We start from the raw sequence: 24,425 nt of genomic DNA, 5'->3' as shown, positions 1-24,425 counted from the left end.
GTTATTTCCGGTTGGCCGCGCGGCCGGAGGTGGGAACGGCGGTCGTGTCGAGGCGGGCTTTGAGGGAGCCCGTCGCGGGAGCCGTGTCGGAGTGCTGCGGGGCCAGGGCGCTGCCGAGGATCGCGAGCACGGCGAGCAGCCCGAAGAACGCGATGACCGACCAGAAGTTGCCGGTCGCGACGAGCAGGCCGGTGGCGATCGCGGGCGACAGGCCGCCCCACACCGCTGCGCCGATGCCGTAGGAGAGCGACATGGAGGTGTAGCGCGCCTGCGGGCGGAACATCTGAGCCATGAGCGTCGAGAGCGGGGCCCAGGCGCCGCTCAGCGTGAGGCGCAGCACGGAGACGAAGAGGTAGATCATGGCCACGTTGTGCGCGTCGATGAAGAGCACGAGCGGGATCACGGCGACGAGCGAGAGGCCCGACCCGAGGATCATGATCGTCTTCGCGCCGACCTTGTCGCCCAGCAGCGCGAGGGGCAGCGTGACGAGCGTCTCGACGAAGGCCGCGACCGTCATCGCGCCGAGGATGATGTCGGCGTCGAGACCGATGTCGGGGCTGGTCGCGTAGCTCTGCACGAACGTGGTCGCGAGCACGTAGCCGCCGGAGGACATCGCGATGATGCCGAAGCCGAGCAGCATGGGCCACCAGTTGTTGCGGAGTGCGAAGAGGATCGGCGTCGACTGCTCGTGGCCCTCGATCTTGGCCTCGAAGACCGGCGTCTCCTCGACGCGGTACCGCACCCAGAAGCCGACGCCGATGAGCACGATGCTGAACAGGAACGGGATGCGCCAGCCCCAGGTGAGCAGCACGTCGTCGCCCATGAGGGCGAGCACCCAGAAGGCGCCGGTCGACAGGAGCGCGCCGAGCGGATTGCCGAGCTGCGTGAAGCCGCCGTAGAAGACCTTGAACTTCGGCGGCGCGCTCTCGACCGCCATGAGGCTTGCGCCGCCCCATTCGCCGCCAACTGCGAGGCCCTGCGCGATGCGCAGCACGATGAGCAGGATCGGCCCCCAGATGCCGATCGTCTCATAGGTGGGCAGCACGCCGACGAGCGTCGTGGCGATGCCCATGAGGAGCAGGGTGATGGTAAGCGCGGGCTTGCGGCCGAGCTTGTCGCCGATGTGCCCGAAGATGATGCCGCCGAGCGGGCGGGCGAAGTAGGCGACGGCGTAAGTGCCGAACGAGGCGAGCGTGCCGAGGCCCCGGTCGAGTTCGGGGAAGAAGACGACGGGGAAGACGATGGCGGCGGCGGTCGCGTAGACGTAGAAGTCGTACCACTCGATGGTGGTGCCGACGGCGGCGGCGAAGCCGGACTTGAGCGCGCGGCGGTGCGTGTTCGCCGGCGCGGTTGCGGTGGACATACGGAAGCTCCCTTGCTTGAGGACGGCGCGGTGCGCGCAACTGGATCGACTGTAGATGAGCGGCGGCGTCGGCGCTCGGCACGCGTTCGCTCGGAGCGCGCGATTCGCCGTCGTTTCGCGCCGTGCATTTCCCGCTTGCTCCGATTACGCTTGCATTCGACCGGGGTGCACCGAATTTTTGCGGCGCGACTCGCTCAGATCAGCGTATTTCGAGAAGCTTCGGCGACGACGCCCGGAGCGCGAAGGAGCAGCACGCCATGCAGCCCATCACCCGCCGCACGAACGCCCCGCGCACGCCGCAGGGCGCGGCCGACCTCGACGACTTCGACGCCTCGCTCATCCGGGCGCTGCAGGCGGACGGGCGCGCCAGCATCCACGATCTCGCGATCCTGCTCGGGGCGAGCCGCGACTTCGTCGCGCAGCGACTGCAACTGCTCACGCACGGCGGGGGGCTGCGCATCGTGGCGGCGCTCGACCCCGGATTCGTCGGGCATCACGTGCTCGTGCACGCGAAGGTCGAGGTCGACGGGCCCATCGCCCCGATCGCGGAGGAGGTCGTGCAGCTGCCCGACGCCGTCTTCGTCTCCATGACCAGCGGGCCGCTGCCGCTCGTCTTCGAGTCCCGGCACGGCGACAGCCACGAGCTGCTCGAGGTGCTGGACCACGTGCGCGGTCTGCCGACGGTGCGCCGCGTGCTGGTCTCCACCTACGTCGAAGTGCTCAAGGGGTTCTTCGTCTCGCACGGGCAGACCGACATCGTGCTCGACCGCATCGACTACGAGCTGATCGCCGTGCTGCAGCAGGACGGGCGCACGAGCTACCGCGCGCTCGCCGACACCGTGCACCTCTCGCCGTCGTCGACCCGCGCGCGCGTGCAGCGCCTGATCGACGCCGGCGTCATCCGCATCGCCGCCATCAAGTCGGGGAGCTTCTCACGCAATCGGCTCGCGATCGGGGTCGGCATCACCATCGACGGCTCCCCCGAGCCGATCCGCCGCTTCATCATGGAGTCGCCGTACATCGACTTCGCGGTGCGCTCGCACGGCAGCTTCGACTTCATCGCGACGCTCGTCTCGGCGTCCTCGGCGCATCTGCTGCCCGTGATGGACGCGATGCGGGGGCTGCCGGGGGTGAGCGCGCTCGAGTCGTGGACGCACTACGACATCGTCAAGGAGGATTACGCGCGCACGCTCGGCAGGGTGCTCGTGCGGGAGTGAGTGCTGCAGCGGACTGCGCGCCGGTGCTGCGGGGCGGCACAGCGTGCGGCCGAATCCCTATCTGGGCGCCGAGTCCCTAGAGGGACGCCGAGTCCCTATCGAGGCGCCGAGTCCCTATTGAGATGCCGCTCATCTCGATAGGGAATCGGTGCGCAGGCAGGGGCTCGGCGAGCCAGCAGGTGCTCGGCGGGCAGGCAGGGGCTCGGCGGGTGAGCGGGCGGCGGCTCGGCTCAGAAGCCGCCGAGCGCGCGCTGCACGCGGCTGAGGGAGATGTTCTCGTGCAGCATGACTCCGGAGCTCGTGCGCTGCTCGAAGTGGTAGCCCATTCGGCCCTGGCGGAGCAGGCCGATCAGGTGGGGTTCGGCCGCGTTCCACATGATCCAGGTGGGAAGCCCCTCGGCGTTCTTGCCGAGGTAGGTGATCTCGATATTGCGCGACCCGATGCGCTGCACATCGGGCATCAGCTTGTTCTTCGACAGGGCGACGCTGCCGGTATCCGCCTGCTCCATCTCACTCATAGCACGATCCTAGCGAATCGGGCGACTCGAGGGGCCCGAAACGGCGGGAGCGAAGCGGATCGGGCCGGAGTATTTCGCCGTGTCTGCGAGCGGCCGGGCGGGGAGCCCCGTCCGGCCGCTCGCGCGACCCGCGATCGACGTCACGCGGTCGCGAAGAACGCCCCCGTGATCTTCGCGAGCCCGAAGAGGTCGTCGACGTGCGCGAGCTCGCGGGCGGAGTGCATCGAGAGCAGCGGCACCCCGACGTCGACGGTGCGGATGCCGAGCCGGGTCGCGGTGATCGGGCCGATCGTCGACCCGCAGGGCACGGTGTTGTTCGACACGAACTCCTGGGTCGGCACTTCGGCGGCCGACCCCAGCCGGCTCCAGAGCGCCGCGCCGTGGGCGTCGCTCGCGTACCGCTGGTTCGCGTTGATCTTGAGCATCGGGCCGCGGCCCGCGAGCGGCCGCACTCTCGGGTCGTGCTTCTCGGAGTAGTTCGGGTGCACCGAGTGGCCGGCGTCTGCCGAGAGGCACCAGGAGCCCGCGAGCGCGCGGGCGGCGTCCTCCGCCGAGGCGCCGAGCCCGGCGCGGAGCCGGTCGAGCACGTCGGAGAGGAAGGGCCCTGCCGCGCCCGAGCGCGTGTTCGATCCGAGCTCCTCGTGGTCGAACGCGGCGATCATCGAGATGGTGCCCGGGTGCGGCTCGGTGTCGAGCAGCGCCGCCAGGCCCGCGTACGTGGAGCTCAGGTTGTCGAGCCTCGGCGAGGCGAACAGCTCGCCGTTCGCCCCGATGCGCTGCGGGGCCTGCGTGTCGTAGAGGCGCACGTCGATGCCGGCGAGGTCTTCGGGGGTGAGCGCTGCGCGCGCCGCCGAGCGCGCCGCGGCGCGGCCCCGGCCCGAGCCGGTGCGGCCGCCCCCGAGCTCGCGCACGAGCAGCGCCAGCACCGACAGCTCCTCCCCCGCGAGCCCGATGACCGGCTGGGTGTGCCGCTGCCGGTCGAGGGTGAGGCTCTTGTTGGCGTCGCGATCGAGGTGGATGGCGAGCTGCGGGATGCGCGCCACCGCTCCGGTGCGCACGAGGTGCTCCGCGCCGTCGCGCGTCACGATACGGCCCGCGAAGCCGAGATCACGGTCGAGCCAGGAGGTCAGCAGGGGGCCGCCGTAGATCTCGACGCCGACCTGGGCCCAGCCGTCGGATTCGAAGTCGGGTCGCGGCTTCACCACGAAACCGGGCGAGTCGGTGTGCGCGCCGAGCACGCGCACGGGGCTGGTCGCGTCGATCTCGGCACCCGCGCGCCAGGCGATCACCGCTCCGTCGCGGCGCACGAACCCGCGCCCCGAGGCTTCGAGCGGCGACCACGCGGCCGTCTCGTCGTGCTCCGCGAACCCCGCCTTCGAGAGCGTCTCGCAGACGGCCCCGGCGGCGTGATAGGAGCTCGGCGAGGCCGAGACGAAGTCGCCGAACGCGCTGATGTACGCGTCGCGATCGTGCAGCAGTGAACGGGACACCGGGGTCATGCTCCTTCGCGGTCGGCTGCCGACGGGGTGAAGTGGGCGGCGTACTCGGCGAGCAGCCGGGCGCCGAAGCCGGTCGAGCCGACCGAGCGCCACAGATCGTCGCTCTCCGACTGCATCGTGCCGGCGATGTCGAGGTGGCCCCAGGGGGTGCCGTCGACGAACTCGTTCAGGAAGAGGCCCGCGAGGATCACTCCGGCGTACTGGCCGCCGATGTTCGAGAGGTCGGCCACGTTCGACTTGAGCTGCTCGCGGTAGCGGTGGTCGAGCGGGAAGCGCCAGATGTTCTCGTCGGTCGCGTCCGCCGCCGCCTGCAGCTGCGCGGCGACATCGTCATCGTTCGCGAGCATCGCGGCGGTGCGGGTGCCGAGCGCTGCCATCGCGGCACCGGTGAGCGTGGCGATGTCGACGATGGCGTCGGGCCGGCGCTCGTCGATCGTGCGATCCTCGGTCGCGAGCACGAGGCCGTCGGCCATGACCAGCCGGCCCTCCGCGTCCGTGTTCTTGACCTCGACGGTCTTGCCGCCGCGGATGGTGAGCACGTCGCCGAGCTTGGTGGCGCTCCCCGAGGGCATGTTGTCGGTGCACATGAGCCACCCGGTGACGGCGGTCTGCACACCGAGGTCGCGCAGCGCGATCATCGAGGAGAAGACGGAGCCGGCGCCCATCATGTCGAACTTCATCGCCGCGTGCATCGCATTCGACGGCTTCAGGCTGATGCCGCCCGAGTCGTACATGATGCCCTTGCCGATGAGCGCGAGGTGCCCCTCGGGGTCGGCCGGGCGGTACGAGATCTTGATCATGCGGGGCTCCTCGACGCTGCCCGCGTTGACGCCGAGCAGGCCGCCCGCGCCGAGCTCGATGAGCTGCGCGCGGTCGAACACCTCGGTCTCGAGCCCGAATTCGGGCGCGAGACGCTCGACGACCTCGGCGAACTTCTCCGCGCTCAGGTGGCGCGGGGGCGTGTTCGCCAGGTCGCGCGCGACGCTCGCCGACCGGGCGAGGATCAGCCCGCGCTCCACGCCCGTGCGCGCCGCCTCGACGTCGGCTTCGTCTGCGGCGAGCGCGAGCGACGCGAGTGCGACGGTGTTCGGCTCGCCCTTCAGCGCGTCGTAGCGGTAGCGGGCGAGGATCGCGCCCTCGGTCGCCGCGAGCGCCGCGTCCGCGGCGCTGATCCGCTCCGCGCCCGCGACCGCTTCGCGCAGATCGACGGCGAGGTCGGCGACCTCCCGGGCCGCGCGGGTGAAGGCGGCCACTGCGTCGCGCAGCTGCGCCGTCGACCCGATGCCGTCGCCGGTGCCGACGAGCACCTGCAGGCGCGCGCCGGGCAGCGCCAGCGTCTGGTGCTTCGCCCCGGTGAAGCCCGCCGCCGCGAGCGCCTCGCGGGTGGTGTCGCCGAGCCCCTCGGGCAGCTCGCCCTCGCTCGTCACGAAGCGGGCCACCGCGGTGCCGGGCTCGGGCTCGGCACCGGTGACGACACGAACCGAGACCTGTTCGGCGAGGGAGGGGACGGGGTCGAATGCAGGGTCAATCACAACGCTCATGGCGTCAAGACTAGCCCCGACCGCCGACATCGCCGGGCTCAATCCGCTGCCAGCGCAGCTACGGGCGAGAGGCGGATCGCGCGCCGCGCGGGCACGGCGGCGGCCCCCACGGCGAGCACCGCCCCGAACACCACGACGCCCGCCAGCACCGGCCACGGAATGGTGGGCGCGGCGAGCCCGACCTGCGACCCGAGGAGCGTCTGAGCCGCCAGCCAGCCGTAGCCGATGCCGAGCACGAGGCCGAGGCCGAGGGCGGCGAGCGTCATCTGCGCGCTCTCGGCGACGAACATGCGGCGCACCTGCGCTCCCGTGAATCCGAGCGTGCGCAGCAGGCCGAGCTCGCGCGTGCGCTGCAGCACGCCCAGCGAGAGCGTGTTCACGAGACCCACGGCCGCGATGACCGCGGAGAACCCGACGAGACCGGTGAAGATGCCCGTCGTGATGCTGAGCGTCTGATCGAGGGCGCTCGCCATGTCGGGGTCGAGCTCGAAGGCGAGCAGCGTCATCGAGCGGTAGCTGTCGAGGGCCACGGCGAAGAGGGTGACCAGCGTGACGCCGATGACGAGGCCGATCGTGGAGCGCGCGCTGCGCTCGGGGTAGCGCACCGCGTTCGCCGCGGCGAGCGCTCCGGTCGGCCCGCGCCCGATGACGCGGCCCGCGAGCCGCAGCACCGGCGGCATGATGAGGTGCGCGCCGATCGCGATGCCGGTGAACGAGGCCAGCCCGCCGAGGAAGGCGACGAAGAGCGCGATCGGGGTGAGGAAGCCGAGCACGAGCCCGAGCGCGATCAGCGCGCAGCCCGACACCATGAGGATCACGGCCCAGACCGAGCGCCCCGAGCGGCGGCGGGCCGCCTCGGGCCGCATCTCGACGGCGGCGCCGGTCGCCGCGATGGGCGAGACACCTGCGACGCGGCGGGATCCCGCCCACGCCGCCGCCCACGTCGTCAGCGCGACGACCGCGACCGCGACCAGCGTCAGGGGGTCGAACAGGGGGTAGTCGCGGCCCTCGGGCAGCCAGCCCAGTGCGGGGCCGAGCCTGGTGATGGCGAGCGCGAGCGCCTCGGCGAGCACCCACCCCGCGACGGCGCCGGCGGCGCCCATCAGCAGCCCCTCGGCGGCGACGCGGCTGCGCACCGAGCGGGCGGTGGCGCCGACGAGCCGGAGCAGCGCGATCGTGCGGGTGCGGCCGGCGATCACCGTCGCGAAGGTGTTCGCGGTGACGATCGCGCCGACGTACAGCGCGATGATGATGAAGATGACGCTCACCATGAGGAGCATGAGCCGGAAGGTGCCCGACTCCTCGATGAGCGCCGGGTCGAGGGCGGCGGTCAGAATGCCGGTGCCGAGGATCAGGGTGACGGCGAACAGCGTGCCGAGCGCTGCCACGACGATCGTCGCGACGTGCTCGCGCACCTTGCCCGTGGCCCCCGCGATCGCGCTCATGCGCGGCTCCCGCCGCCCGCGACGGCGCCCCGCTCGAGGCCCAGCATCGTCTCGGAGATCTGCTCGGGCGACATCGCGCCCCGATCCGCGACGATGCGGCCGTCGGCGAGGAAGAGGATGCGATCGGCGTGGCTCGCGGCGATGGGGTCGTGGGTCACCATCGCGATGCTCTGCTCCGACTGCGCGACCGCGGATCGCAGCAGGCCGAGCACCTCGCGGCCGGTGCGCGTGTCGAGCGCGCCGGTGGGCTCGTCGGCGAAGATGATGTCGGGCTGCGTGGCGAGCGCCCGTGCGATCGCCACGCGCTGCTGCTGGCCGCCCGAGAGCTCGTGCGGTCGGTGCGAGGCGCGATCGGCGAGCCCGAGGGATCCGAGGAGCGCGTCGATGCGCGCGAGGGTCTCGCGGTCGGGCTTCACCCCGTCGAGGTGGAAGGGCAGCAGGATGTTGCCCCGCACGTCGAGGGTGGGCACGAGGTTGAACGACTGGAAGACGAAGCCGATCCTGCGGCGGCGCAGGCGGGTGAGGGCGGCGTCGCCGAGCCCGGTGATCTCATCGCTGCCGAGCCACACCCGCCCGCTGGTGGGGGTGTCGAGGCCGGCCATCACGTGCATGAGCGTGGATTTGCCCGATCCCGACGGCCCCATGATCGCGGTGAACTGGCCGCGCGCGATCCCGATCGACACGTCGTCGAGGGCGCGCACCCGCTGCTCGCCCGCGCCGTACTGCTTGCTGAGGTCGGCGACGAGCGCGACCATTTCTCTTGCGCCAGGTGTTGTCTGCATGCTCCGAAGGTACGAGCGAGGCGGCGTCGCGCGGATCGTGCCGGGGTACGAAGCGGATGGGACCCCGGTGCCGTTCGCGGCGCACCCGGGTGCCGGCTGCGAGACCAACTGTATGCGCGGGAATATATCTGCCGCACCCGAGTTGTACCGGGCATGAAAGCATTCGGATTCCTCTCGTTCGGGCACTACGGCCCGGTACCCGGCTCGCGCGTGCGCACCGCGGGCGACATGCTGCGGCAGACCGTCGAACTCGCGGAGGGCGCCGACGAGATCGGCGTCAACGGCGCATACGTGCGCGTGCACCACTTCGCGCGGCAGGCCGCATCGCCGATCCCGCTGCTCACCGCCATGGCCGCCCGCACGCAGCGCATCGAGGTCGGCACCGGCGTCATCGACATGCGGTACGAGAACCCGCTGTACCTCGCCGAGGAGCTCGCGGCGCTCGACCTCCTCGCCGACCAGCGGATCGCGATCGGCATCAGCCGAGGATCGCCCGAGACCGCGCTGCGCGGCTACGAGGCGTTCGGGTACGGCGATCGGACGACCCCCGCGGCGCCGACCTGGCCCGCGACAAGTTCGACGCCTTCCTGCGCGCGATCGACGGCGAACCCGTCGTCGACAGCGACCCGCAGATGGCTCCCCCGGGCAGGCTCGCCATCGAACCGCGCTCGCCCGGTCTGCGCGACCGCATCTGGTGGGGCGCGGGATCGCGCGACTCCGCCGAGCAGGTCGGCCGCATGGGCGTGAACCTCATGAGCTCCACCCTGCTCACCGAGGCGACCGGTCAGCCGTTCCACGTGCTCCAGCGCGAGCAGATCGACCGCTACCGGGAGGCGTACCGCGCCGCCGGGCACACCGGCGCACCGCGCGTGTCCGTGAGCCGCAGCGTGTTCCCGATCGTCTCCGCCGAGGACGAGGCGTACTTCGGCCTCCGCTCCCGCGAGAACATGGACCAGGTCGGCATCATCGACGGGTTCCGCTCGACCTTCGGCAAGACCTACGCCGACACCCCCGACCGGCTCATCGAGCAGCTCCGAGGCGACGAGGCGGTGATGGCGGCCGACACGCTCATGCTCACCATCCCGAACCAACTCGGGCCCGAGTACAACCTGCACGTGCTGCAGGCCTTCGCCGAGCACGTCGCGCCCGCATTGGGCTGGCAGCCGAACACCGAGGGGCCGGTGCGGGGCGACACGGTCTGAGGGCCGCGCACGTCGCGCCCGCCCGGGCCGTCAGCCGCGGCTACGGCGCCGCGGGGGCTCGGGGCGGCCGCGATCCCGACATGGTGCGCGCCTCCCGCGGCGCGCCCCTCGCGCCCCCTGCTTCTGCGGCGCTCAGCGCCCCGAGCTTCTCGACGAGCGGCATGTGGGCTGCCGGCACGCCGAATCTGCCGTGCAGCAGCGTGAACGCCAGCAGCCCGACGAAGCCGGTCAGCAGCTTGTCCATGATCGACGTGATGATGTTCGCGGAGAAGACCGATGCCATCATCGGCACTCCGAGCGACTCGAGCGAGAGCACCGCCGAGACCGAGGCGTGCCCGTTCTCGCCGCCGAACGCCGCGACCACGATCGGCGCGGCCACGAGGGAGCAGCCGAGCGCCACCGCGAGGTTGAGCGAGAAGAAGCGCGTGAGGCTCGCTCCGAGGCGGAGGCGGCGAACCCCGTATCCCCAGATGAGCGCGCCCGCGATGTTCACCGGAGTGAACTCCCACGTGTGCAGATCGCCGGTGACGAACCCGAGATTGCTCGACAGCAGCGCCACCGCGACCCCGTGCCACGGGCCGAGCACGAGCGAGGCGATCGCGGTGCCCACCATGTCGAGGTAGACGGAGAGCTTGAAGACGGCGGTGACCCAGAGACCGAGCAGGTTCAACGCCACCCCGCCAGCCAGCAGCACGATCACCACGCCGGCCCGAGGCGCGGAGCGCGACGGGGGCGGGGCGCTCGCGTCGCGCGCGAGCGCCCGATGCTGCCCCTCACCCCGCGGCACTGCGGCGCCGGACTCCGCGGCGCTCCGAGCGCGCCGGCACCGCTGCACCCACGCATCCGCCTCCCCCGGCGTCGCTCCCAGGGCGATCACGATGTCGCGCAGCAGTTCCGTGTCCATGCGCGCCCGACCGGTGGTGAAGGCGTTGTACACGGTGGAGCGGGCCAGGATCGCGGCGGCGGCGGGCACTCCCCGCTGCACGCGCTGGTCGGCGATGCGCCTGACGATCTCCGCGTACGAGACCGGCCCGGCGTCGAGCCGGAGCGCCTGCAGATCGCGAGCGATGCGGTCGAACGACTCCGGCTGCAGCTGCGGGGCGCGGCTCGGCTCCGGCATCCGTCTCCCCTTCGTATGGCCACCGCGGCATATGGCCGCGAGCGCGTTCCTCCACGATACCGCCGAGCGCCCTCGAACTGTGCAGAGTTGTGCGAGAACCGCAGAACGGCACGGTTGAGCAGCGGTGCTCCATTAGCGTGACCTCGGAGACGGCGCCCGCCGCTCACACGGCACGACGGAAACGAGGAGCACCGTGCGACTTCGACACACGCGACGCTGGGCATGCGCGCTGGCTCTCGGGCTGAGCAGCGCGATCCTGTTGACCGGGTGCGGCGCGCAGCCGGAGCCGCCGAGCACGCCGCCGGCGAAGACCGCCGACGCGAACCCGCCCGTCGAGGAGACGAAGCCGACCCCGGAGCCCATCGTGCTCCCCGCCTGCGGCGCGATGAACGCGACCGCGCAGCAGGAGTACGAGGAGTTCGGCGTCGAGATGTTCGCGGAGCCGGCCGGGGAGACGGATCTCGCCGCCTTCACCGAGTTCAGCGGGCCCGTCGCGCAGGAGGCGATGGCTGCGGCCGAGCAGCAGCGCGGGTGCCGGTGGCCGATCCACTCGCAGGGAACCGTCATCGAGTACGTGGCCGAGCTGCCGCAGGCCGCTCAAGCGCCGCTCGTCGCCGCACTGCGCAGCGATACGACCGTGACCGAGGCCGCGCTCGACGCGGCGGCGAGCTTCTCCTACGAGAGCCCCGCACCGAACGGCTACATGAGCGCCACCGAGATCACCCATCTCTTCATCGGCGATGTCTGGATCGCGGTCTTCGACACCGCCGGCGACCGGGCGTACGCGCCCGCCGCACTGGAGGCCGTCATGTCGGCGAACCCCTCACTCGCCGACGCCGCCGCTAACGCCGACGCCGGCTCGGATGCCGATCCCGATGAGCCGCAGGGCGCCGCTGAAGCCGCGGGCGCGTGCGCGAGCAGCGACGGCCTGGCGATGCTCGCGGCGAGCGCACCGAACGTGCCCGGCGGCCCCTGGGACGTCACCGGTCAGTTCTCCGATGTCAGCGGCTACGACCCGTGCGCTGCGCTCTCCTGGATCGTGCTGCGCCCCGAGCCCTGCTGCACCCGGTTCTCGATCACGCCGGTGCTCTTCTTCCATCAGGGCGAACTCGTGCCGAGCGCGACCGTCGCCCAGTACGCGATCGACACCACTGCACCGCCCGCTCGGGCGTCCGAGAGCAGCGTGGCGCTGAAGTTCATGTGGCCCGGATCCGACTTCGCGGGGCCCGCGAATACTGCGACCTCCACCTTCACGTGGGATGCGGCGACATCGAGCGTCGTGCGCAGCGGCGACCTGCCCCCGAGCTGACGCCCGCCCGCGGTGGCGGAAGCCCGGCAGCCCGGAAGCCCGGCCGCACGGCCCCACTGCCGCTGCCGCTGCCCTTTCTCCCCCGCCCCGAATCTCCGGCGGTTCCCATCCGGCTCCCAGCTCACTCTTCCCGAAACGGCATTCCCATGCTCGACTCCCTCTCCGACAATCGGCGGCTGACCGCCTCGATCCTCTGGATTCCCTTCAGCTGGCTGGTGCAGGCTCTGGGCCTCGCGCTCGTCGCCACGGCGATCACCGCGCTGCTCGGCTTCCGCGGCTCGGTCGAGCCCGGCACCGCACTGCTGATCGTCGGCGCACTCCCGATCATCGGGCTCATCGTCGCCGCGCTCGCCGCACTCTTCGTCACGCGATCCTCCGACGAGAGCGGGAGCAGTCGGCTCGCGCGGGTCTCGCGAGCGTTCTTCCGCATCTTCAGCCTCCCGGCGCGCTGGTGGGTCTTCGGCTTCGGATGGGTGGTGAAGATGATGGTCGTGTACGCCGTGGCGGTCATCATCGGCTTCGTCGGCCTGCTGATCACCGGGTGGGCGATCAGCATCTTGATCGACATGGGGGCCAACGGGCTGCTCGTGATCCTCGTCGGCGTCGCGCTTCCCTTCATCACCATCGGAGGCGCCGCCTGGGGCAACCAGTACGGCAGCGGTACCACCGGTGGAATGCCGTCGGGCATCATCATCGCGATCGCCCTGGCGATCATCGGAGGGTTCTTCTGGTTCTGGCTGCTGATCCTCGTGCTCGCACTGTTCGCGCTCCCTGCGTCGATCGTGCTCTTCGCCTTCAGCGGCGGTGACTTCTCGTCGCCGAGCTGGGAGCCGCACGAGTTGGCGATCGCCATCGGCGCGTTCCTCGCACTGACGGTGCCGCCGATCATCGTCGAGCGATCCGGCGAACTCGGAACGGCGTTCGGGGCGCTCGCCGACCGGATTCCGTATTTCGGGCCCCGGCGGCGGGCTCGGCGGAACTTCGATGCCGCGGTGGCGGAGAGTCGGCGCCGCCAGGCCGAGGAGCAGAGAGAGGCGCGGGCTCGCGCCGAGGTGGAGCAGCTCCGCCAATCCGTCTGGGCGCCGGCGAAGGCCCGAGCCTTCCCCGATTACGCCGATGCGGCATCCTTGCCGATTACGGAGTGGGGGCGCGCGCGGCTGGAACTGCAGCGCGTCGAGCTGCTCGAAGCCGAGGTGCGGAGGAGGTTTCCGCTCGGTCTTGACGGAGACGCGAAGCGGCAGCTGATGCAGCAGCACCCGTGGGCGAGCAGCATCATCGAGCAGTTGGCGTAGCGATCCCGCGCACCCGTCGCGCAGGGGCATACTGTTCGCATGCAGATACGCCCTGTTCGACCCGCAGACGCCGATGCCGTGGTGGCGCTCTGGGAGGTGGCCGGCCTCACGCGCCCGTGGAACGACCCGCGGAAGGACATCGCGCGCAAGCGCGAGGTGCAGTCGGAGCTGTTCGTCGTCGCGGAGAGCGCAGACGGGCGCGTTCTCGGGTCGGTCATGGCGGGGTACGACGGGCACCGGGGGTGGATGAACTACCTCGCCACGCACCCCGAGGCGCGCGGCACCGGGGTGGCCCGTGCGCTCGTGGAGCACGTCGAGCAGGCATTGCTCAACCTCGGGTGCCCGAAGCTCAACCTGCAGGTGCGCGCCGACAACGCCGACGTCGTGGAGTTCTACCGGCACCTCGGGTACGGGATCGACGAGACCGTCTCTCTCGGCAAACGGCTCATCGCCGATTGACCGCGGGCGGGCGTCAGGGCTGGTCGGTCGTCCCGACGGTTCGGCTCCTGCGCCCACCGGGGCCGTTGGCCGGTTCGGCCCCCTCGATCTCCATCACCTCGCGGATCGCAGCATCCGGATCGCGCAGCAGCTCGCGCCGGTCCGGGTGACGCAGGTAGAAGAGGATCAGCTCCGCGACGTAGTAGGGGTTTGACCCGACGTGGACTGGCATGACGGAATAGTCGGGGCCGGACTGGAACTCGAGCACCACCGTCAGATCCCGCTTCACGGGCCGAAGAGATACGCTCTCGAGCTGATGCCAGGGAATCGTGTGCTCGATGATCCCTTTCCGCACTCGAAGCGCATCCTCTCCGATCTTGATTCCTGTCGGCAGGAACGGTTTTATGGTCCCCGCGACGACGCAACCGGCCCCAGAGATCAGGAAGACGAGTGGTCCACCTCGTCGACCGCCGTTTCCGAAGACCGGCGGCACCCCGAAGCGCGCGCTCAACCAGGCATCGGCGAACACGACGCCGATGAGACAGAGCCCGGCGAGCACCGTCAGCGAGCCGCCGTACTTCCCGCCGATGAGATGCAGTGGTCCCTGCGACCGAATCCGAAATCCGTTCCATACGATCCGCAGGTTCGCTCGCACCGATACGAAGAGGAGCAAGTCCAAGGCGGCGACCATCAGCATCAGCGATGTGGCCATCGGGCGCCAGTCGTCCTCACTGAACAGCACCCACGCAAGCGCGGCGAAGAACAGGACAGGCATCACCCAAAGTCGCCGCGCCAGGAGCTTCCAGGTGACGCCTCCCAACCCCAACGTCCTCGGATGAAGCAGGGGCTGGTCGCCCACTCGGGCGACCACGACGACGCGATCCCCCCTGGCAGCACCCGATGGCAGAGAGCCCTTCGATCTCCTCTCAGGCAACCTCCATCACCTCGCGGATCGCAGCATCCGGATCGCGCAGCAGCTCGCGCCGACCCGGGTGACGCAGGTAGTAGAGGATCAGCTCCGCGACGTAGTAGGGGTTCGATCCGAAATACATAGGCCTGACCGAGTAGTCCGGACCTGATTCAAAACTGAGCTCGAGCGCTAGAGCTTTTCCGCGCATTTTCAGAGCAACGTCTTCGAGCTGATCCCAAGGCATTCGGTGCTCGATAATCCCTTTACGCACCCAGACCGCGTCCTCGCAGATTCTGATCCCCGAAGGCAGGAACGGCTTGACTATTCCGAATGCCACGCAGCCGAGTCCGACGAGTACGAAGAAAAGTGGGCCTCCCCTACGCCCGCTGTACCCGGAGCTTGGTGGCATGCCCATATTTGCTCTCAACCAAAACTCCGCAATCACCGAACCCACGAAACAGAGTCCGACGAGCACTGTGAGTGGACCCCCGTACTCCCCTCCGACGAGATGCAACTCTCCCCCAGAACGCACTCGCAGCCCGGTCCAGGCGATCCTGCGGTAAACCAACACTGATACGAACATGAGTGAACTCATCCCGGCAAATACGAGCGTCGTACTGACAGCCAGCGGACGCAGATCGTCCTCGCCGAGGATTGCCCCTGCAAGGGCAACGAGAGACAACAATGGAAGCAAGCAGAGCGGACCCTCGAGGCACTTCCACGACACCCCGCTGAGCTCGCAGGAATTCGGGTGAGAAAGCATCGGCCTGAGGACCCGCGTGATCTGCACTACGGACTTACGTGAATACATAGCCGAAGTCCCCTGAATCGATCGCTTCGCACGCGTCGTCATGGCGCATCAGGCCCTTCGATCTCCATCACCTCGCGGATCGCAGCATCCGGATCGCACAGCAGCTCGCGCCGATCCGGGTGACGCAGGTAGAAGAGGATCAGCTCCGCGACGTAGTAGGGATTCGACTCGTAGTAGATGGCGGGAAGCGACAGGTGGTTTCCCTCCTCGCCCGCGATGTCGAGAAAGGCGTGTCTGCGGCGGATATGCAGGGTTACGCTCTCGAGTTCGCTCCAACGAAAGCAATGTTCGCTGATCCCCTGGCGCACCCGCACTGCTTCCGCGTCCATCTTGATGCCGGACGGATAGAAGCGTTTGAGAACGACGACGCTCAGCGTGCCGAGCCCCATGAAGGTGAGCAGGAGCAGCCCCCCGGTGCGACCGACGGGACCGGTGATGGGGATCTCACCGGGGGTGACCCACGTCCATATGATGATGGCTGCCGCACTCGTGAAGCACAGCCCCGCGAGTGCGGGCGATACGCCGGAGAATCCAGTGCCGACGAAGTGCATCTCGGTGCCGGATCGGAGCCGAAAGCCGTCCCACACCACGCGCCTGAGCATGACGAGCTCCATGACGACGAGGAAAGTGACCCCCAGGAAGAGCAACGTCACCATCACCGCGAAGGGCCGGTCTTCTCGGTCGGCGAGTATGGCGAACGCCAGGCACCCCATACTGACAGCCGTGAAGAGCACGCTTCGCCATGCTGCTGGAACATGACTCGACCTCATCACTGCATCGAACGAGGCCGGCGCATCGACGAGTGGCCGCCGCACCCGGTCGACCCTCAGAACATGCTCACGTGAAGACATAACCGAAGTCCCCCGCGTCGATGGCCTCCCGAATGTCTAGGGGTACCTGTGACTCCCACACCTTCTCAGACACCCAGCCCACGCCAGCCGCGATCGCAGCAACAATGAGGGCTGCGACACCCGGAGAGAGGGCAGTAGCTGCAAGGATCGCTGCACCCGCTGAACCACCTGCAGCGCTACCGGCGAGCCCCACCCCCGCAGATGAGACCGATCCGCCGTTCGCCACGTCCGCGCTCGCCGAGACGATGTCGATGACCAGCCCGGAGCCGGGGATGATGATCTTCGTGCCGACTTTGAGCTGCCCGACGCGGTCTGCGAGCACGTCGGCGACGGCGCGCACCTCCGCCTTCGACGTGCGCTGCAACGGCCCCGAGACCGACGGATCTCCCGAACGGAGTCGGTCGGCGAACTCGTCGGCGGCCGCCTGGGCCGTCTTCGCCTCGCTTTCGAGCGCCCTGAGCTGCTCCTCCCAGGCACCGGCGCTCAATGCAAGGGGAACCGACCGGGCGAACTCGGTCGCCGCCTGCAGCTCGTCCATGTAGTCGGTGAGCGGTGCGAAGTCCGTCGCGCGTGCCATGAGCGGAACGATCTGCTCGTTGATCCAGTTCTCGAGCTCGCCCCACCACGTGCCCACGCTCTCGCCGATCTCGTCGAACAGTCGGCACGCCGCCTCGTACTCCTCGCCGCTCATCGGGTCGAGGCACACCCCGCCCGGCCCGCGCTCGATGGGCGTCGCCTGCCCGGGCGCCGTGATGTAGGTCTTCGGCGGCATGGGAAGCGCGATCGTGTCGCCCGCGACGATCAGGGCCGAAGCGACGGCCTCGTCGCGGTACCCTGCGAATTCCTCCCGTCCGCGCTCGAGCCGTCGCGCGTAGGCGCGGAACACCGCTGCGGCCTCGCCCGCGAACTCGCCGATCGGCTTCACGCCTTCGGCGATCGTCTCGGCGTTCGCGCGAAACCGGTCTCCGGTGCGCCCCTGCCAGAACTCGTGCGAGTCGCCATCCGTTTTCTTCAACGACGCCTCGATCTCCTCCGCCGAGGTGACGACGTTCGCGTCGAGCCAGTCGGCCAGGTCATAGATGCCCGAGGGCTGGCCGGGAATCGTGAGGTCGATCGCGACCATCAGCCGAAGTGCTCCGCGGTGATCGCCTGCAGGGATGCGAACACCTCTGCTTCGTCGCCCAGCTGCCCGGTGACGGCCGCCCGCGCGACTGCCGCGAGGCCGTTGGTGGCGTCTGCCGCGAGCTGCGCGGCCTCGATCGCCATGCGCACGATGAAGGCGATCTTGTCGCTCGCGATGCCCCCATCCGCGGTGATCGCGAACCCGCCGAGGGCCGCCGTTGCGTCGGAGGCGACGTTCTCGGTTCGACGCAGCAGCACCTCCATCTGGTCCGGTTCGACCGCGATCCGGCTCATCGCGCTCCTCCACCGCGCCGAGCGTGTCGATTCACGCGAGGATCGAACGCGACCACGTCGAACGGCTGCGCGTCGCGCACCTCGCCGAGCGATTCGACGGGCATCAGCACCCAGCCCTGCTCCTCGCCGAGTTCCGCCACGAGCCGTTCGAGCGCGGTGAATGCGAGGAGGGCATGCCGTCCGTCGCCGCGCATGCGAACCTCCGCCGCGGGCCGCCCCGCTTCGTCCACGCGCACCGGAAGATACAGCACCGGCGGAATGATCACCCCGTCGCGCTTCGACAGCGGAGCAGGCCGATCGACCTTCGACATCACCTGCTCATAGGCCAGATCCTCGTCGAAATCGAGGCCTTCGTCGACGAACGGCTGACGGCTGCGGGACGCGGTGCGGTCTCGCGCGGGCGACCAGTGGTGCATTCGGGGCTCCTGTTTCGGCGTGGCCCCCCAGCGCACCATCAATCTACAAGGCCGCCGCCACCGAGTGCCCACGCTTCCCGTTCAGTGGGAGCGGGGCCCGCCGCGCTCAGACGCTGAGGCGCCCCGCGAGCACGCCGACGCCGTCTCCCGAGAGCTGCGGCAGAAACGCGCGCCGCCCCGCCATCACCATGACGAGCGCGAGGATCGGCCCCCGCACCGCCGGGCCCGCGCCGTTCGCGAAATCAGCGTCGCTCGCCTCGAGCGAGACTCCGCGCACCATCTTCTTGCTGTTCACCGCGAAGTCGCGCGTCGAGAAGAACCGCGCGATCTCGAGCACGCTCTGCGGGTCGGGATCGAGCGGGATGCCGAGCGGCTGCGCGATGTCCTGCCCGTGCACTACGACCTCGCCGAGAAACGCCGCGTAGTCGCGCGTCGGGGTAACCCGGCTCGGCACCGCATCGCGAAAGCGGGCGAGCGTGCCGGTCGCATCAGCCCCGCGGTAGCGCTCGATCATGCGGTCGTTGTGCTTCGCGGCGTCGAACCCGGAGCGCACGATGCTGAGCAGCCACGCGGCGGTGCCGGTGCTCGCCGCCGCCGTGAGGTGCGCGACGACCTCCTCCACCGTCCAGCCGTCGCAGAGCGACGTCGCCTGCCACTGCTCCTCGGTCAGCCCGCAGAGGCGGCGCTCCAGACCGGCGCGCTCGGCGCGGACGAGGGTCTCATACGCATCGCGTTGCATGTGCGCCTTTCGGTGAGGTGCCGCTGCGCCCGAGGCGAGCGTCGCTGAGTACTGAGTAGTCTCGCACGGCTGAGCGGCACGCTCGCACGCTCACGCGCTCGGGTACCGCAGCATGAAGCGCTCGCAGATCACCGGCATGTCGGGAGCAAAGCCGCGCTCGTTCTCCGAGTAGCGACGCCAGTAGCGCTCGTGCGTCTCGCGCCAGTCCGCGAGGGTGCGATCCCCCTCGCCCTCGGAGTGCGCGTGCTCGGCGGTGACGTCGCGGAACGGGACGATGTCGATCCGCGTCGTCTCGAGCACTGCCCGCGGGGCGCCCGATCCGTCGATGATGACGCTCAGGTCGCCGACGGCGGGCACCGGATCGCCGCTCGCCTCGTAGTCCCAGAGCGATGAGGCAGTGCCCGTCTTGATGCCCGCCAGCACGAGATCGAGCAGCGCGTCGGCGTGCGCCGGGGTCGCCCCGAACGCCCACACCTCGGGCAGCGCCTCCGGCAGTGCGGGGTCTGCGCGGCGTCGTTCGTTCCAGAAGCTCTCGACAGCCGGGTCCGCACTCATACCGAGTAATCTACCGCCCGCGCGCGGTCACATCGCCAGATACGCCTCGCGCAGTGCCGGGTAGTACTGGTCGAAGCCGGGGCGCTCGGTGCCCTCGGTCGCCGCGACGAGCAGGTCGAGGTAGTACTCCCAGCCGGGCCCGATCTCCCCCACGGCGTCGTCGGGTGCGAGGTGATGCACGAAGGTGAGCAGGGAGTCGTCGCCGTCGGGCTCGAGGTGCAGCTCGAGTCGCCACGATCCGATCTCCTCGTCCGACAGCAGCGCGAGCGCGCGCGGCGGCTCACACGCCAGAATCTTCATCGTGACCGCGGGCTCGTGCTCCTCGAAGCGCATGCGCACGCGCACTGCGCCGCCCACCCGGTGATCGCCCTCCCACGGGCCGAACCACTGCTCGGTGAGCTCCGATTCGGTGAGGTACGCCCACGCCTCCGCATCGCTGAGCGCCAGAGAGCGCACCAGCACCAGGTCCCGGCCGCGCTCCGTCGCGACGACGCGCCCGCTCGCCTCGGTCATGTCGGCCTCCACCCTGCTCCACGCTGCTCGATGCCGGATCGCCCGGCCCCCACCAGCCTAGAGCGCGCAGGCGCCCCCGCGCAGAGTTCGCCGCGCCGAACTCGCGACACACCCCGTTTCGAGGTCTGATCCGGGCTTCTCACGATCACGCGAACGTTGCTACGGTTGCTGCTCGTGCGCCGCCGCGCACCGCACGACTGGAGCACACATGAGCGAGTACAACATCGCGAAGCCGCACGACTACGACCACCGTCACGCCGACGTCAGCGCCGGCTGGCTGCGCGCCAGCGTCTTCGGCGCGATGGACGGCCTCGTCTCGAATCTCGGCCTCATCGCGGGCATCGCCGCAGCGGGCGCGGCGCCCGGCATCGTCGCCATCACCGGCATCTCGGGACTCATCGCGGGCGCCATCTCGATGGCCCTCGGCGAGTACACCTCGGTGCGCACGGCCAACGAGCAGCTCGACGCCGAAGTGCGCATCGAGCGGGAGGCGCACCTGCGCAACCCCGAGGGCGAGATGGCGGAGCTCACCGCCCTCCTCGAGAACCTGGGCGTCGAGCCGCGCATCGCCGAGACCGCCGCCGAGCAGGTGCACGCGAACGCCGATCAGGCCGTGCGGGTGCACCTGCTCTCCGAGCTCGGCGTCAGCCCCGAGGAGCGGCCGTCTCCATGGGTCGCCGCGTTCTCATCACTCGCGGCTTTCGGCATCGGCGCGCTGATCCCGATCCTCCCCTTCATCTTCGGCTTCGGCACCCTCGGCTTCGGGCTCGCGTTCGGCGCCGGCGGGCTGCTGATCGCGGGAGGTCTCGCCGCACGGTTCACGAAGCGCAACTGGCTGATGGGCGCCGCGCGGCAGCTGCTGTTCGGCGGCATCGCCGTCGCGGTGACCTACACGATCGGGTCGCTGCTCGGGGTCTCGGTGGCGTAGCCCGGAGCGACGGCGGCACGACCGGACGACGCGGTGGCATCGCGCCCGAGCGCGTAGGCTGATCACATGCCCAGCGCCGAATTCGTCGAAGCGGTGCTCGACGTCGTCGTGCGCATTCCGCCGGGGCGCGTCATGACGTACGGCGACGTCGGGATCGCGATCGGCTCGTCCGCTCCGCGCGCCGTCGGCCGCGTGCTCGCACTCTACGGGCACGCGTCGCCGTGGTGGCGGGTCGTGCCCGCCAGCGGCAAGCCCCCGCAGGGCCACGCCGCGCTCGCGCTGCCGCACTACCTCGACGAGGGCACGCCGATCCGCCCGACGGGCACCGCCCGGGCGGGCACCGCCCGGGCGGGCACCGCTGCGGCGGCGAGCGCACCCGCTGCGCGTCGCGCTGCCCTCTCGGGCGATTACCGCATCGCGCTGTCGGCGGCTCGGCTCCCCTACACCCATGACATCTACGGAGAGGTGGCGCTGTGAGCGACACGACGACCGCACACGACCCCGGTGCGCCGAACGATGCGGGATCGGCGCCCGCGCCGATCCGCCTCGGGTTCGCCCGCGGCATCGCCCCCAGCAAGTGGGCCCGCCGCTGGAAGGCCGCGACCCCCGGGCGCAAGCTCGAACTCGTGCCGCTGGAGGTCGCCTTCGGCACGGCGCTCGACGCGCGGAATCGGGAGACGGCCGCCGCCGCCGCCGGCTGCGACGTGCTCATCGAGCGCACCGCCCCCGATGCCCGCCCGAGCGGCTCCGACGGCCCGGAGAGCACCCGCCGCGCGATCCGGCTGTACGCCGAATCGATGGCGCTCGTCGTGCCCGCCGACCACGAACTCGCGCAGCAGGAGTCCGTGAGCCTGGCCGAGATCGCCTTCGTCGAGCTGCTCGACCACCCCGATCACGACGCGGGCTGGCCCGCCGCGCGCTCGTGGGACGACCCGGAGTGGATGCCGAAGGGGCCTCGAGCCGCGCTCGCGCTCGTCGCGACGGGCGCCGGGGCCGTACTCCTGCCGGTGCCGCTCGCACGGCACCTCATCGACAAGCGCGAGCACACCGTGCTGCCCATCCGCCCCGAGGCGGGCGAGCAGCCCCTCGACGGCCCCGTCGTCTGGGCGGTCTGGAACGCGGAGCGCGACGACGCGACGGTGCAGCACCTCGCCGGCATCCTGCGCGGGCGCACCGCCAACAGCTCCCGCGAATCCGCGCAGGAGGAGACGAAGCGCACTGCGCCCGCGCCCCGAGTGCAGGCGCAGCCGAAGAAGCAGGCCCCGAAGCTGAAGCCGAACTCGCGCGGCGCGCAGCTCCAGGCGGCCAAGGAGAAGGCGGAGCGCAAGAAGGCGGAGGCCCGGCAGGCGAAGCGGCGGAAGCGCCGCTGATCCGCGTCGCCCTACAGGTCTGCGGCGCTCACGTCGAACGTGCCGCAGGCCGTGGGCCCCTCCTCGTAGCCCGTCATGAACCACCGCTGCCGCTGCTCCGAGCTGCCGTGCGTGAACCGCTCGGGGTTCACGTCGACGCCCGCCGACTCCATGATGTGATCGTCGCCGACCGCAGCGGCTGCACTCATCGCATCGTCGATCTGCTGCTGGGTGACCGGCTTCAAGAACGTCACGCCCTGGTCGTCGGTGGTCGTCGACGCGGCCTGCACCCACGCGCCCGCGAAGCAATCCGCCTGCAGTTCGAGGCGTACGGACCCCGAAGCGGGGCCCGTCTCGCGACCCGTGCTCTGCAGCGAGCCGATGAGGTTCGAGATGTGGTGGCCCCACTCGTGCGCCAGCACGTACATCTGGGCGAGCGAGCCGTCTGACGCGCCGTACTCCCCCGAGAGGGTGTCGAAGAACGCGACGTCGATGTAGATGGTCTCGTCGGCCGGGCAGTAGAACGGGCCGGTCGCGGCCGATGCCGCGCCGCAGCCCGACTGCGTCTGACCGTCGAACAGGATCACGGGGCCGGGCGAGCGGTAGTTGCCGACCTCGCCCGCCCAGAAGCGATCGAGCGAATCGGCGGTCGCGTTCATGCGGCACTCGTCGTCGGTGTTCGCATCAGCCCCGCTCTTGCATGCGTCGAGCACCACCTCCGACTGCTCCGACGTCGTGCCGCCGCCCACCGCCTGCTGCACCGCGGGGGCGAACGGGGTCAGGTCGAAGCCGAGCAGCTGCGAGCCGAGCGCGAGCAGCAGTGCGATGCCGATGCCGCCGCCCGCGACCATCCCGCCGGTTCGTGCGCCCCGGCGCTTGCGCACCTTGCTGTTGTCGATGCGCACGTTGTCGTTGAACGTCACGGCTGCTCCTGTGGGTACTCGGGGATGTCGGTGCGCGTCGGAATCACGCGGATGTTCCGACGGCGGTGTGCTGCCGATGATAGTGAAGCATCGGTACGTTCGCGGGCACCTTGCGCAGCGGGGCCGCATCTGAGATGCGGCCCCGCCGCCGCATCGGATGCGTGAAGGGCGGCGCGACCGACCGGCGCCGGTGCGGAGCGGCGCGGAGCGCAGCCGCCTCCGCGAGCGGGGTCACTTCGGGAGGGTGTTGCGGGCCCGCACCCGTGCAACACGCTCCCGAAGTGACCCCGCTCGCACGACCGCCGCTCGCACGACCGACCGCCGCTCGCACGGCCGGCCGCCGCGGCGCGCCCCTCCGAGCGGCGGCCTAGAAGATCGACCAGCCGGTGCGCGACGTGAGCTCGTCGAGCGCGGCCATGCCGATCAGCGAGTTGCCCGACGAGTCGAGCCCCGGGCCCCACACGCAGATCGAGCACACGTCGGGCACGACCGCGAGAATGCCGCCGCCCACGCCAGATTTGCCGGGCAGGCCGACGCGGTACGCAAACTCGCCCGCCGCGTCGTAGAAGCCCGAGGTCAGCATGACGGCGTTCATCCGCTTCGTCTGGTTGCCGCTGAGCAGCAGCCTGCCGTCGGCGCTCTCACCGCGTCGAGCGAGAAAGGCGCCCGCGGCGGCGAGGTCGGCGCAGCTCATCGCGATGGAGCACTGGCGCACGTACCGGTCGAGCACCGCGTCCACGTCGTTGATGAGGTTGCCGAAGCTCCGCAGCAGGTGCGCGATCGACGAGTTGCGGTCGGCGTGCGCGAGCTCGGATGCCGCGGTGAGCGCGTCGATCGAGATGTCGGGGTTGCCCGATTCGGTGCGCACGAAGTCGAGCACCGGGTCGTCGGCGTCGGGCGTGAGCGACAGCAGGTGGTCGGCGACGACGAGCGCGCCGGCATTCATGAACGGGTTGCGGGGAATGCCGCGCTTGTACTCGAGCTGCGCCAGCGAGTTGAACGCCGCGCCCGAGGGCTCGCGATCCACGCGCTGCCAGATCTCGTCGCCGTCGCCCGCGATCACGAGCGCCAGGGAGAAGACCTTCGAAATGCTCTGGATGGAGAATTCGACATCGGCATCGCCCGACGAGCGCTGGGTGCCGTCGGTCATCATGACGGAGATGCCGAAGTGGTCGGGGTTCACCGCCGCGAGGCGCGGAATGTAGTCGGCGACGCTGCCCGAGCCGATGAGCGGGCGCACGGCCTCGTGCACATCGTCGAGGATCTCCTGCAGGTCGAGCGGCATCTG

The 24,425-nt window shown here is 70.3% G+C and carries 25 protein-coding genes and 1 pseudogene; 8 read left to right on the top strand and 18 right to left on the bottom strand.

Annotated elements, in window-relative coordinates:
- Position 1 precedes the first annotated feature (1 nt).
- Entirely contained in the window at positions 2-1,363 is a 1,362-nt protein-coding gene (locus BLT44_RS13345; protein ID WP_010156321.1) for an MFS transporter, read from the bottom strand.
- 257 nt (positions 1,364-1,620) lie between these two features.
- Between BLT44_RS13345 and BLT44_RS13340 the strand changes: the two genes are divergently transcribed.
- The gene (locus BLT44_RS13340; RefSeq protein WP_010156320.1) at positions 1,621-2,580 is read left to right on the top strand and encodes an Lrp/AsnC family transcriptional regulator; all 960 of its coding nucleotides are present in this window, start codon (positions 1,621-1,623) and stop codon (positions 2,578-2,580) included.
- A gap of 230 nt (positions 2,581-2,810) precedes the next feature.
- Here the strand turns inward: BLT44_RS13340 and BLT44_RS13335 are convergent, their stop codons facing one another.
- The 5 genes from BLT44_RS13335 to BLT44_RS13315 form a co-directional block, all read right to left on the bottom strand.
- Positions 2,811-3,098: a hypothetical protein gene (locus BLT44_RS13335; protein ID WP_010156319.1), complete on the bottom strand. Its 288-nt coding sequence runs from the start codon at positions 3,096-3,098 to the stop codon at positions 2,811-2,813.
- 140 nt (positions 3,099-3,238) lie between these two features.
- Positions 3,239-4,597 (bottom strand): M18 family aminopeptidase, encoded by a 1,359-nt coding sequence (locus BLT44_RS13330; protein WP_074690403.1) that lies wholly within the window; start codon positions 4,595-4,597, stop codon positions 3,239-3,241.
- Positions 4,594-6,138, bottom strand: a complete 1,545-nt coding sequence (locus BLT44_RS13325) for a leucyl aminopeptidase family protein (RefSeq protein WP_029608224.1) — start codon at positions 6,136-6,138, stop codon at positions 4,594-4,596. Before BLT44_RS13325 ends, BLT44_RS13330 begins: the two co-directional genes overlap by 4 nt.
- 38 nt (positions 6,139-6,176) lie before the next feature.
- Positions 6,177-7,583, bottom strand: coding sequence for an ABC transporter permease (locus BLT44_RS13320; RefSeq protein ID WP_010156315.1), 1,407 nt, complete (start codon positions 7,581-7,583; stop codon positions 6,177-6,179).
- Entirely contained in the window at positions 7,580-8,365 is a 786-nt protein-coding gene (locus BLT44_RS13315) for an ABC transporter ATP-binding protein (protein WP_040504962.1), read from the bottom strand. Before BLT44_RS13315 ends, BLT44_RS13320 begins: the two co-directional genes overlap by 4 nt.
- A 153-nt stretch (positions 8,366-8,518) precedes the next feature.
- Here BLT44_RS13315 and BLT44_RS13310 point away from each other — a divergent pair.
- Positions 8,519-9,567, top strand: a pseudogene (locus BLT44_RS13310) (LLM class flavin-dependent oxidoreductase).
- A 40-nt stretch (positions 9,568-9,607) separates the two neighbouring features.
- On the opposite strand, the gene BLT44_RS13305 reads toward BLT44_RS13310, so the two are convergent.
- The gene (locus BLT44_RS13305) at positions 9,608-10,687 is read right to left on the bottom strand and encodes a hypothetical protein (protein ID WP_010156310.1); all 1,080 of its coding nucleotides are present in this window, start codon (positions 10,685-10,687) and stop codon (positions 9,608-9,610) included.
- Positions 10,688-10,880: 193 nt separating this feature from the next.
- Between BLT44_RS13305 and BLT44_RS13300 the strand changes: the two genes are divergently transcribed.
- The 3 genes from BLT44_RS13300 (at position 10,881) to BLT44_RS13290 (ending at position 13,747) form a co-directional block, all read left to right on the top strand.
- The gene (locus tag BLT44_RS13300; protein ID WP_143026156.1) at positions 10,881-11,996 is read left to right on the top strand and encodes an LppP/LprE family lipoprotein; all 1,116 of its coding nucleotides are present in this window, start codon (positions 10,881-10,883) and stop codon (positions 11,994-11,996) included.
- A gap of 146 nt (positions 11,997-12,142) precedes the next feature.
- Positions 12,143-13,288, top strand: coding sequence for a bZIP transcription factor (locus tag BLT44_RS13295; RefSeq protein ID WP_010156308.1), 1,146 nt, complete (start codon positions 12,143-12,145; stop codon positions 13,286-13,288).
- 39 nt (positions 13,289-13,327) lie between these two features.
- Positions 13,328-13,747, top strand: a complete 420-nt coding sequence (locus BLT44_RS13290; RefSeq protein WP_040504961.1) for a GNAT family acetyltransferase — start codon at positions 13,328-13,330, stop codon at positions 13,745-13,747.
- A gap of 13 nt (positions 13,748-13,760) precedes the next feature.
- Here BLT44_RS13290 and BLT44_RS13285 read toward each other — a convergent pair whose 3' ends face one another.
- The 9 genes from BLT44_RS13285 to BLT44_RS13250 all read right to left on the bottom strand — a co-directional run bounded on the left by BLT44_RS13285 (position 13,761) and on the right by BLT44_RS13250 (position 19,937).
- The gene (locus BLT44_RS13285) at positions 13,761-14,501 is read right to left on the bottom strand and encodes a hypothetical protein (protein WP_143026155.1); all 741 of its coding nucleotides are present in this window, start codon (positions 14,499-14,501) and stop codon (positions 13,761-13,763) included.
- 151 nt (positions 14,502-14,652) lie between these two features.
- Complete coding sequence (locus BLT44_RS15410; protein ID WP_143026154.1) at positions 14,653-14,973, bottom strand: hypothetical protein; 321 nt, start codon at positions 14,971-14,973, stop codon at positions 14,653-14,655.
- A gap of 512 nt (positions 14,974-15,485) precedes the next feature.
- Entirely contained in the window at positions 15,486-16,181 is a 696-nt protein-coding gene (locus BLT44_RS13280; RefSeq protein ID WP_010156305.1) for a PH domain-containing protein, read from the bottom strand.
- A 103-nt stretch (positions 16,182-16,284) separates the two neighbouring features.
- A complete protein-coding gene (locus tag BLT44_RS13275) occupies positions 16,285-17,421 on the bottom strand; it encodes a hypothetical protein (RefSeq protein WP_010156303.1) in 1,137 nt (378 codons plus the stop codon).
- On the bottom strand, positions 17,421-17,714 hold the full coding sequence (locus BLT44_RS13270) for a hypothetical protein (protein WP_010156302.1): 294 nt from the start codon (positions 17,712-17,714) through the stop codon (positions 17,421-17,423). Before BLT44_RS13270 ends, BLT44_RS13275 begins: the two co-directional genes overlap by 1 nt.
- Positions 17,711-18,130 (bottom strand): SAV_915 family protein, encoded by a 420-nt coding sequence (locus BLT44_RS13265; RefSeq protein ID WP_010156301.1) that lies wholly within the window; start codon positions 18,128-18,130, stop codon positions 17,711-17,713. Before BLT44_RS13265 ends, BLT44_RS13270 begins: the two co-directional genes overlap by 4 nt.
- Positions 18,131-18,236: 106 nt before the next feature.
- Complete coding sequence (locus BLT44_RS13260; RefSeq protein ID WP_010156300.1) at positions 18,237-18,869, bottom strand: maleylpyruvate isomerase family mycothiol-dependent enzyme; 633 nt, start codon at positions 18,867-18,869, stop codon at positions 18,237-18,239.
- Positions 18,870-18,959: 90 nt separating this feature from the next.
- On the bottom strand, positions 18,960-19,424 hold the full coding sequence (locus BLT44_RS13255; RefSeq protein WP_010156299.1) for an ASCH domain-containing protein: 465 nt from the start codon (positions 19,422-19,424) through the stop codon (positions 18,960-18,962).
- Between the two features lie 27 nt (positions 19,425-19,451).
- The gene (locus BLT44_RS13250) at positions 19,452-19,937 is read right to left on the bottom strand and encodes an SRPBCC family protein (RefSeq protein ID WP_010156298.1); all 486 of its coding nucleotides are present in this window, start codon (positions 19,935-19,937) and stop codon (positions 19,452-19,454) included.
- Positions 19,938-20,145: 208 nt separating this feature from the next.
- Here BLT44_RS13250 and BLT44_RS13245 point away from each other — a divergent pair, with 208 nt between their 5' ends.
- The 3 genes from BLT44_RS13245 (at position 20,146) to BLT44_RS13235 (ending at position 22,235) form a co-directional block, all read left to right on the top strand.
- Complete coding sequence (locus BLT44_RS13245; protein WP_010156297.1) at positions 20,146-20,865, top strand: VIT1/CCC1 transporter family protein; 720 nt, start codon at positions 20,146-20,148, stop codon at positions 20,863-20,865.
- 66 nt (positions 20,866-20,931) lie between these two features.
- Positions 20,932-21,342 (top strand): MGMT family protein, encoded by a 411-nt coding sequence (locus tag BLT44_RS13240; RefSeq protein ID WP_074690401.1) that lies wholly within the window; start codon positions 20,932-20,934, stop codon positions 21,340-21,342.
- Positions 21,339-22,235: a LysR substrate-binding domain-containing protein gene (locus BLT44_RS13235; protein WP_010156295.1), complete on the top strand. Its 897-nt coding sequence runs from the start codon at positions 21,339-21,341 to the stop codon at positions 22,233-22,235. The genes BLT44_RS13240 and BLT44_RS13235 overlap by 4 nt, the downstream gene beginning before the upstream one ends.
- An 11-nt stretch (positions 22,236-22,246) precedes the next feature.
- Here the strand turns inward: BLT44_RS13235 and ypfJ are convergent, their stop codons facing one another.
- Both ypfJ and BLT44_RS13220 read right to left on the bottom strand, forming a co-directional pair.
- Positions 22,247-23,137 carry a KPN_02809 family neutral zinc metallopeptidase gene (ypfJ, locus tag BLT44_RS13230; protein WP_010156294.1) on the bottom strand — a complete coding sequence of 297 codons (891 nt, stop codon included), beginning with the start codon at positions 23,135-23,137 and terminating at the stop codon, positions 22,247-22,249.
- A gap of 367 nt (positions 23,138-23,504) precedes the next feature.
- Positions 23,505-24,422, bottom strand: a complete 918-nt coding sequence (locus BLT44_RS13220; RefSeq protein WP_010156293.1) for a glutaminase — start codon at positions 24,420-24,422, stop codon at positions 23,505-23,507.
- Positions 24,423-24,425: the final 3 nt, after the last annotated feature.

Source organism: Leucobacter chromiiresistens, assembly GCF_900102345.1.
GTDB lineage: Bacteria > Actinomycetota > Actinomycetes > Actinomycetales > Microbacteriaceae > Leucobacter > Leucobacter chromiiresistens.
The sequence above is the reverse complement of the archived record's forward strand: the minus strand, read 5'-3'. Positions and strand labels throughout refer to the sequence as shown.

Bases quoted from the DNA above. Each gene is read 5' to 3' on its own strand.
- BLT44_RS13295 (WP_010156308.1), top strand. From the start codon at position 12,143: ATGCTCGACTCCCTCTCCGACAATCGGCGGCTGACCGCCTCGATCCTC.
- BLT44_RS13320 (WP_010156315.1), bottom strand. From the start codon at position 7,583: ATGAGCGCGATCGCGGGGGCCACGGGCAAGGTGCGCGAGCACGTCGCG.
- BLT44_RS13270 (WP_010156302.1), bottom strand. From the start codon at position 17,714: ATGAGCCGGATCGCGGTCGAACCGGACCAGATGGAGGTGCTGCTGCGT.
- BLT44_RS13275 (WP_010156303.1), bottom strand. From the start codon at position 17,421: ATGGTCGCGATCGACCTCACGATTCCCGGCCAGCCCTCGGGCATCTAT.
- BLT44_RS13220 (WP_010156293.1), bottom strand. From the start codon at position 24,422: ATGCCGCTCGACCTGCAGGAGATCCTCGACGATGTGCACGAGGCCGTG.
- BLT44_RS13290 (WP_040504961.1), top strand. From the start codon at position 13,328: ATGCAGATACGCCCTGTTCGACCCGCAGACGCCGATGCCGTGGTGGCG.
- BLT44_RS13335 (WP_010156319.1), bottom strand. From the start codon at position 3,098: ATGAGTGAGATGGAGCAGGCGGATACCGGCAGCGTCGCCCTGTCGAAG.
- BLT44_RS13285 (WP_143026155.1), bottom strand. From the start codon at position 14,501: ATGCCTGTCCTGTTCTTCGCCGCGCTTGCGTGGGTGCTGTTCAGTGAG.
- BLT44_RS13245 (WP_010156297.1), top strand. From the start codon at position 20,146: ATGAGCGAGTACAACATCGCGAAGCCGCACGACTACGACCACCGTCAC.
- BLT44_RS13250 (WP_010156298.1), bottom strand. From the start codon at position 19,937: ATGACCGAGGCGAGCGGGCGCGTCGTCGCGACGGAGCGCGGCCGGGAC.
- BLT44_RS13240 (WP_074690401.1), top strand. From the start codon at position 20,932: ATGCCCAGCGCCGAATTCGTCGAAGCGGTGCTCGACGTCGTCGTGCGC.
- BLT44_RS13305 (WP_010156310.1), bottom strand. From the start codon at position 10,687: ATGCCGGAGCCGAGCCGCGCCCCGCAGCTGCAGCCGGAGTCGTTCGAC.
- BLT44_RS13330 (WP_074690403.1), bottom strand. From the start codon at position 4,597: ATGACCCCGGTGTCCCGTTCACTGCTGCACGATCGCGACGCGTACATC.
- BLT44_RS13340 (WP_010156320.1), top strand. From the start codon at position 1,621: ATGCAGCCCATCACCCGCCGCACGAACGCCCCGCGCACGCCGCAGGGC.
- BLT44_RS13325 (WP_029608224.1), bottom strand. From the start codon at position 6,138: ATGAGCGTTGTGATTGACCCTGCATTCGACCCCGTCCCCTCCCTCGCC.
- BLT44_RS13315 (WP_040504962.1), bottom strand. From the start codon at position 8,365: ATGCAGACAACACCTGGCGCAAGAGAAATGGTCGCGCTCGTCGCCGAC.
- BLT44_RS13265 (WP_010156301.1), bottom strand. From the start codon at position 18,130: ATGCACCACTGGTCGCCCGCGCGAGACCGCACCGCGTCCCGCAGCCGT.
- BLT44_RS13255 (WP_010156299.1), bottom strand. From the start codon at position 19,424: ATGAGTGCGGACCCGGCTGTCGAGAGCTTCTGGAACGAACGACGCCGC.
- BLT44_RS13345 (WP_010156321.1), bottom strand. From the start codon at position 1,363: ATGTCCACCGCAACCGCGCCGGCGAACACGCACCGCCGCGCGCTCAAG.
- BLT44_RS13260 (WP_010156300.1), bottom strand. From the start codon at position 18,869: ATGCAACGCGATGCGTATGAGACCCTCGTCCGCGCCGAGCGCGCCGGT.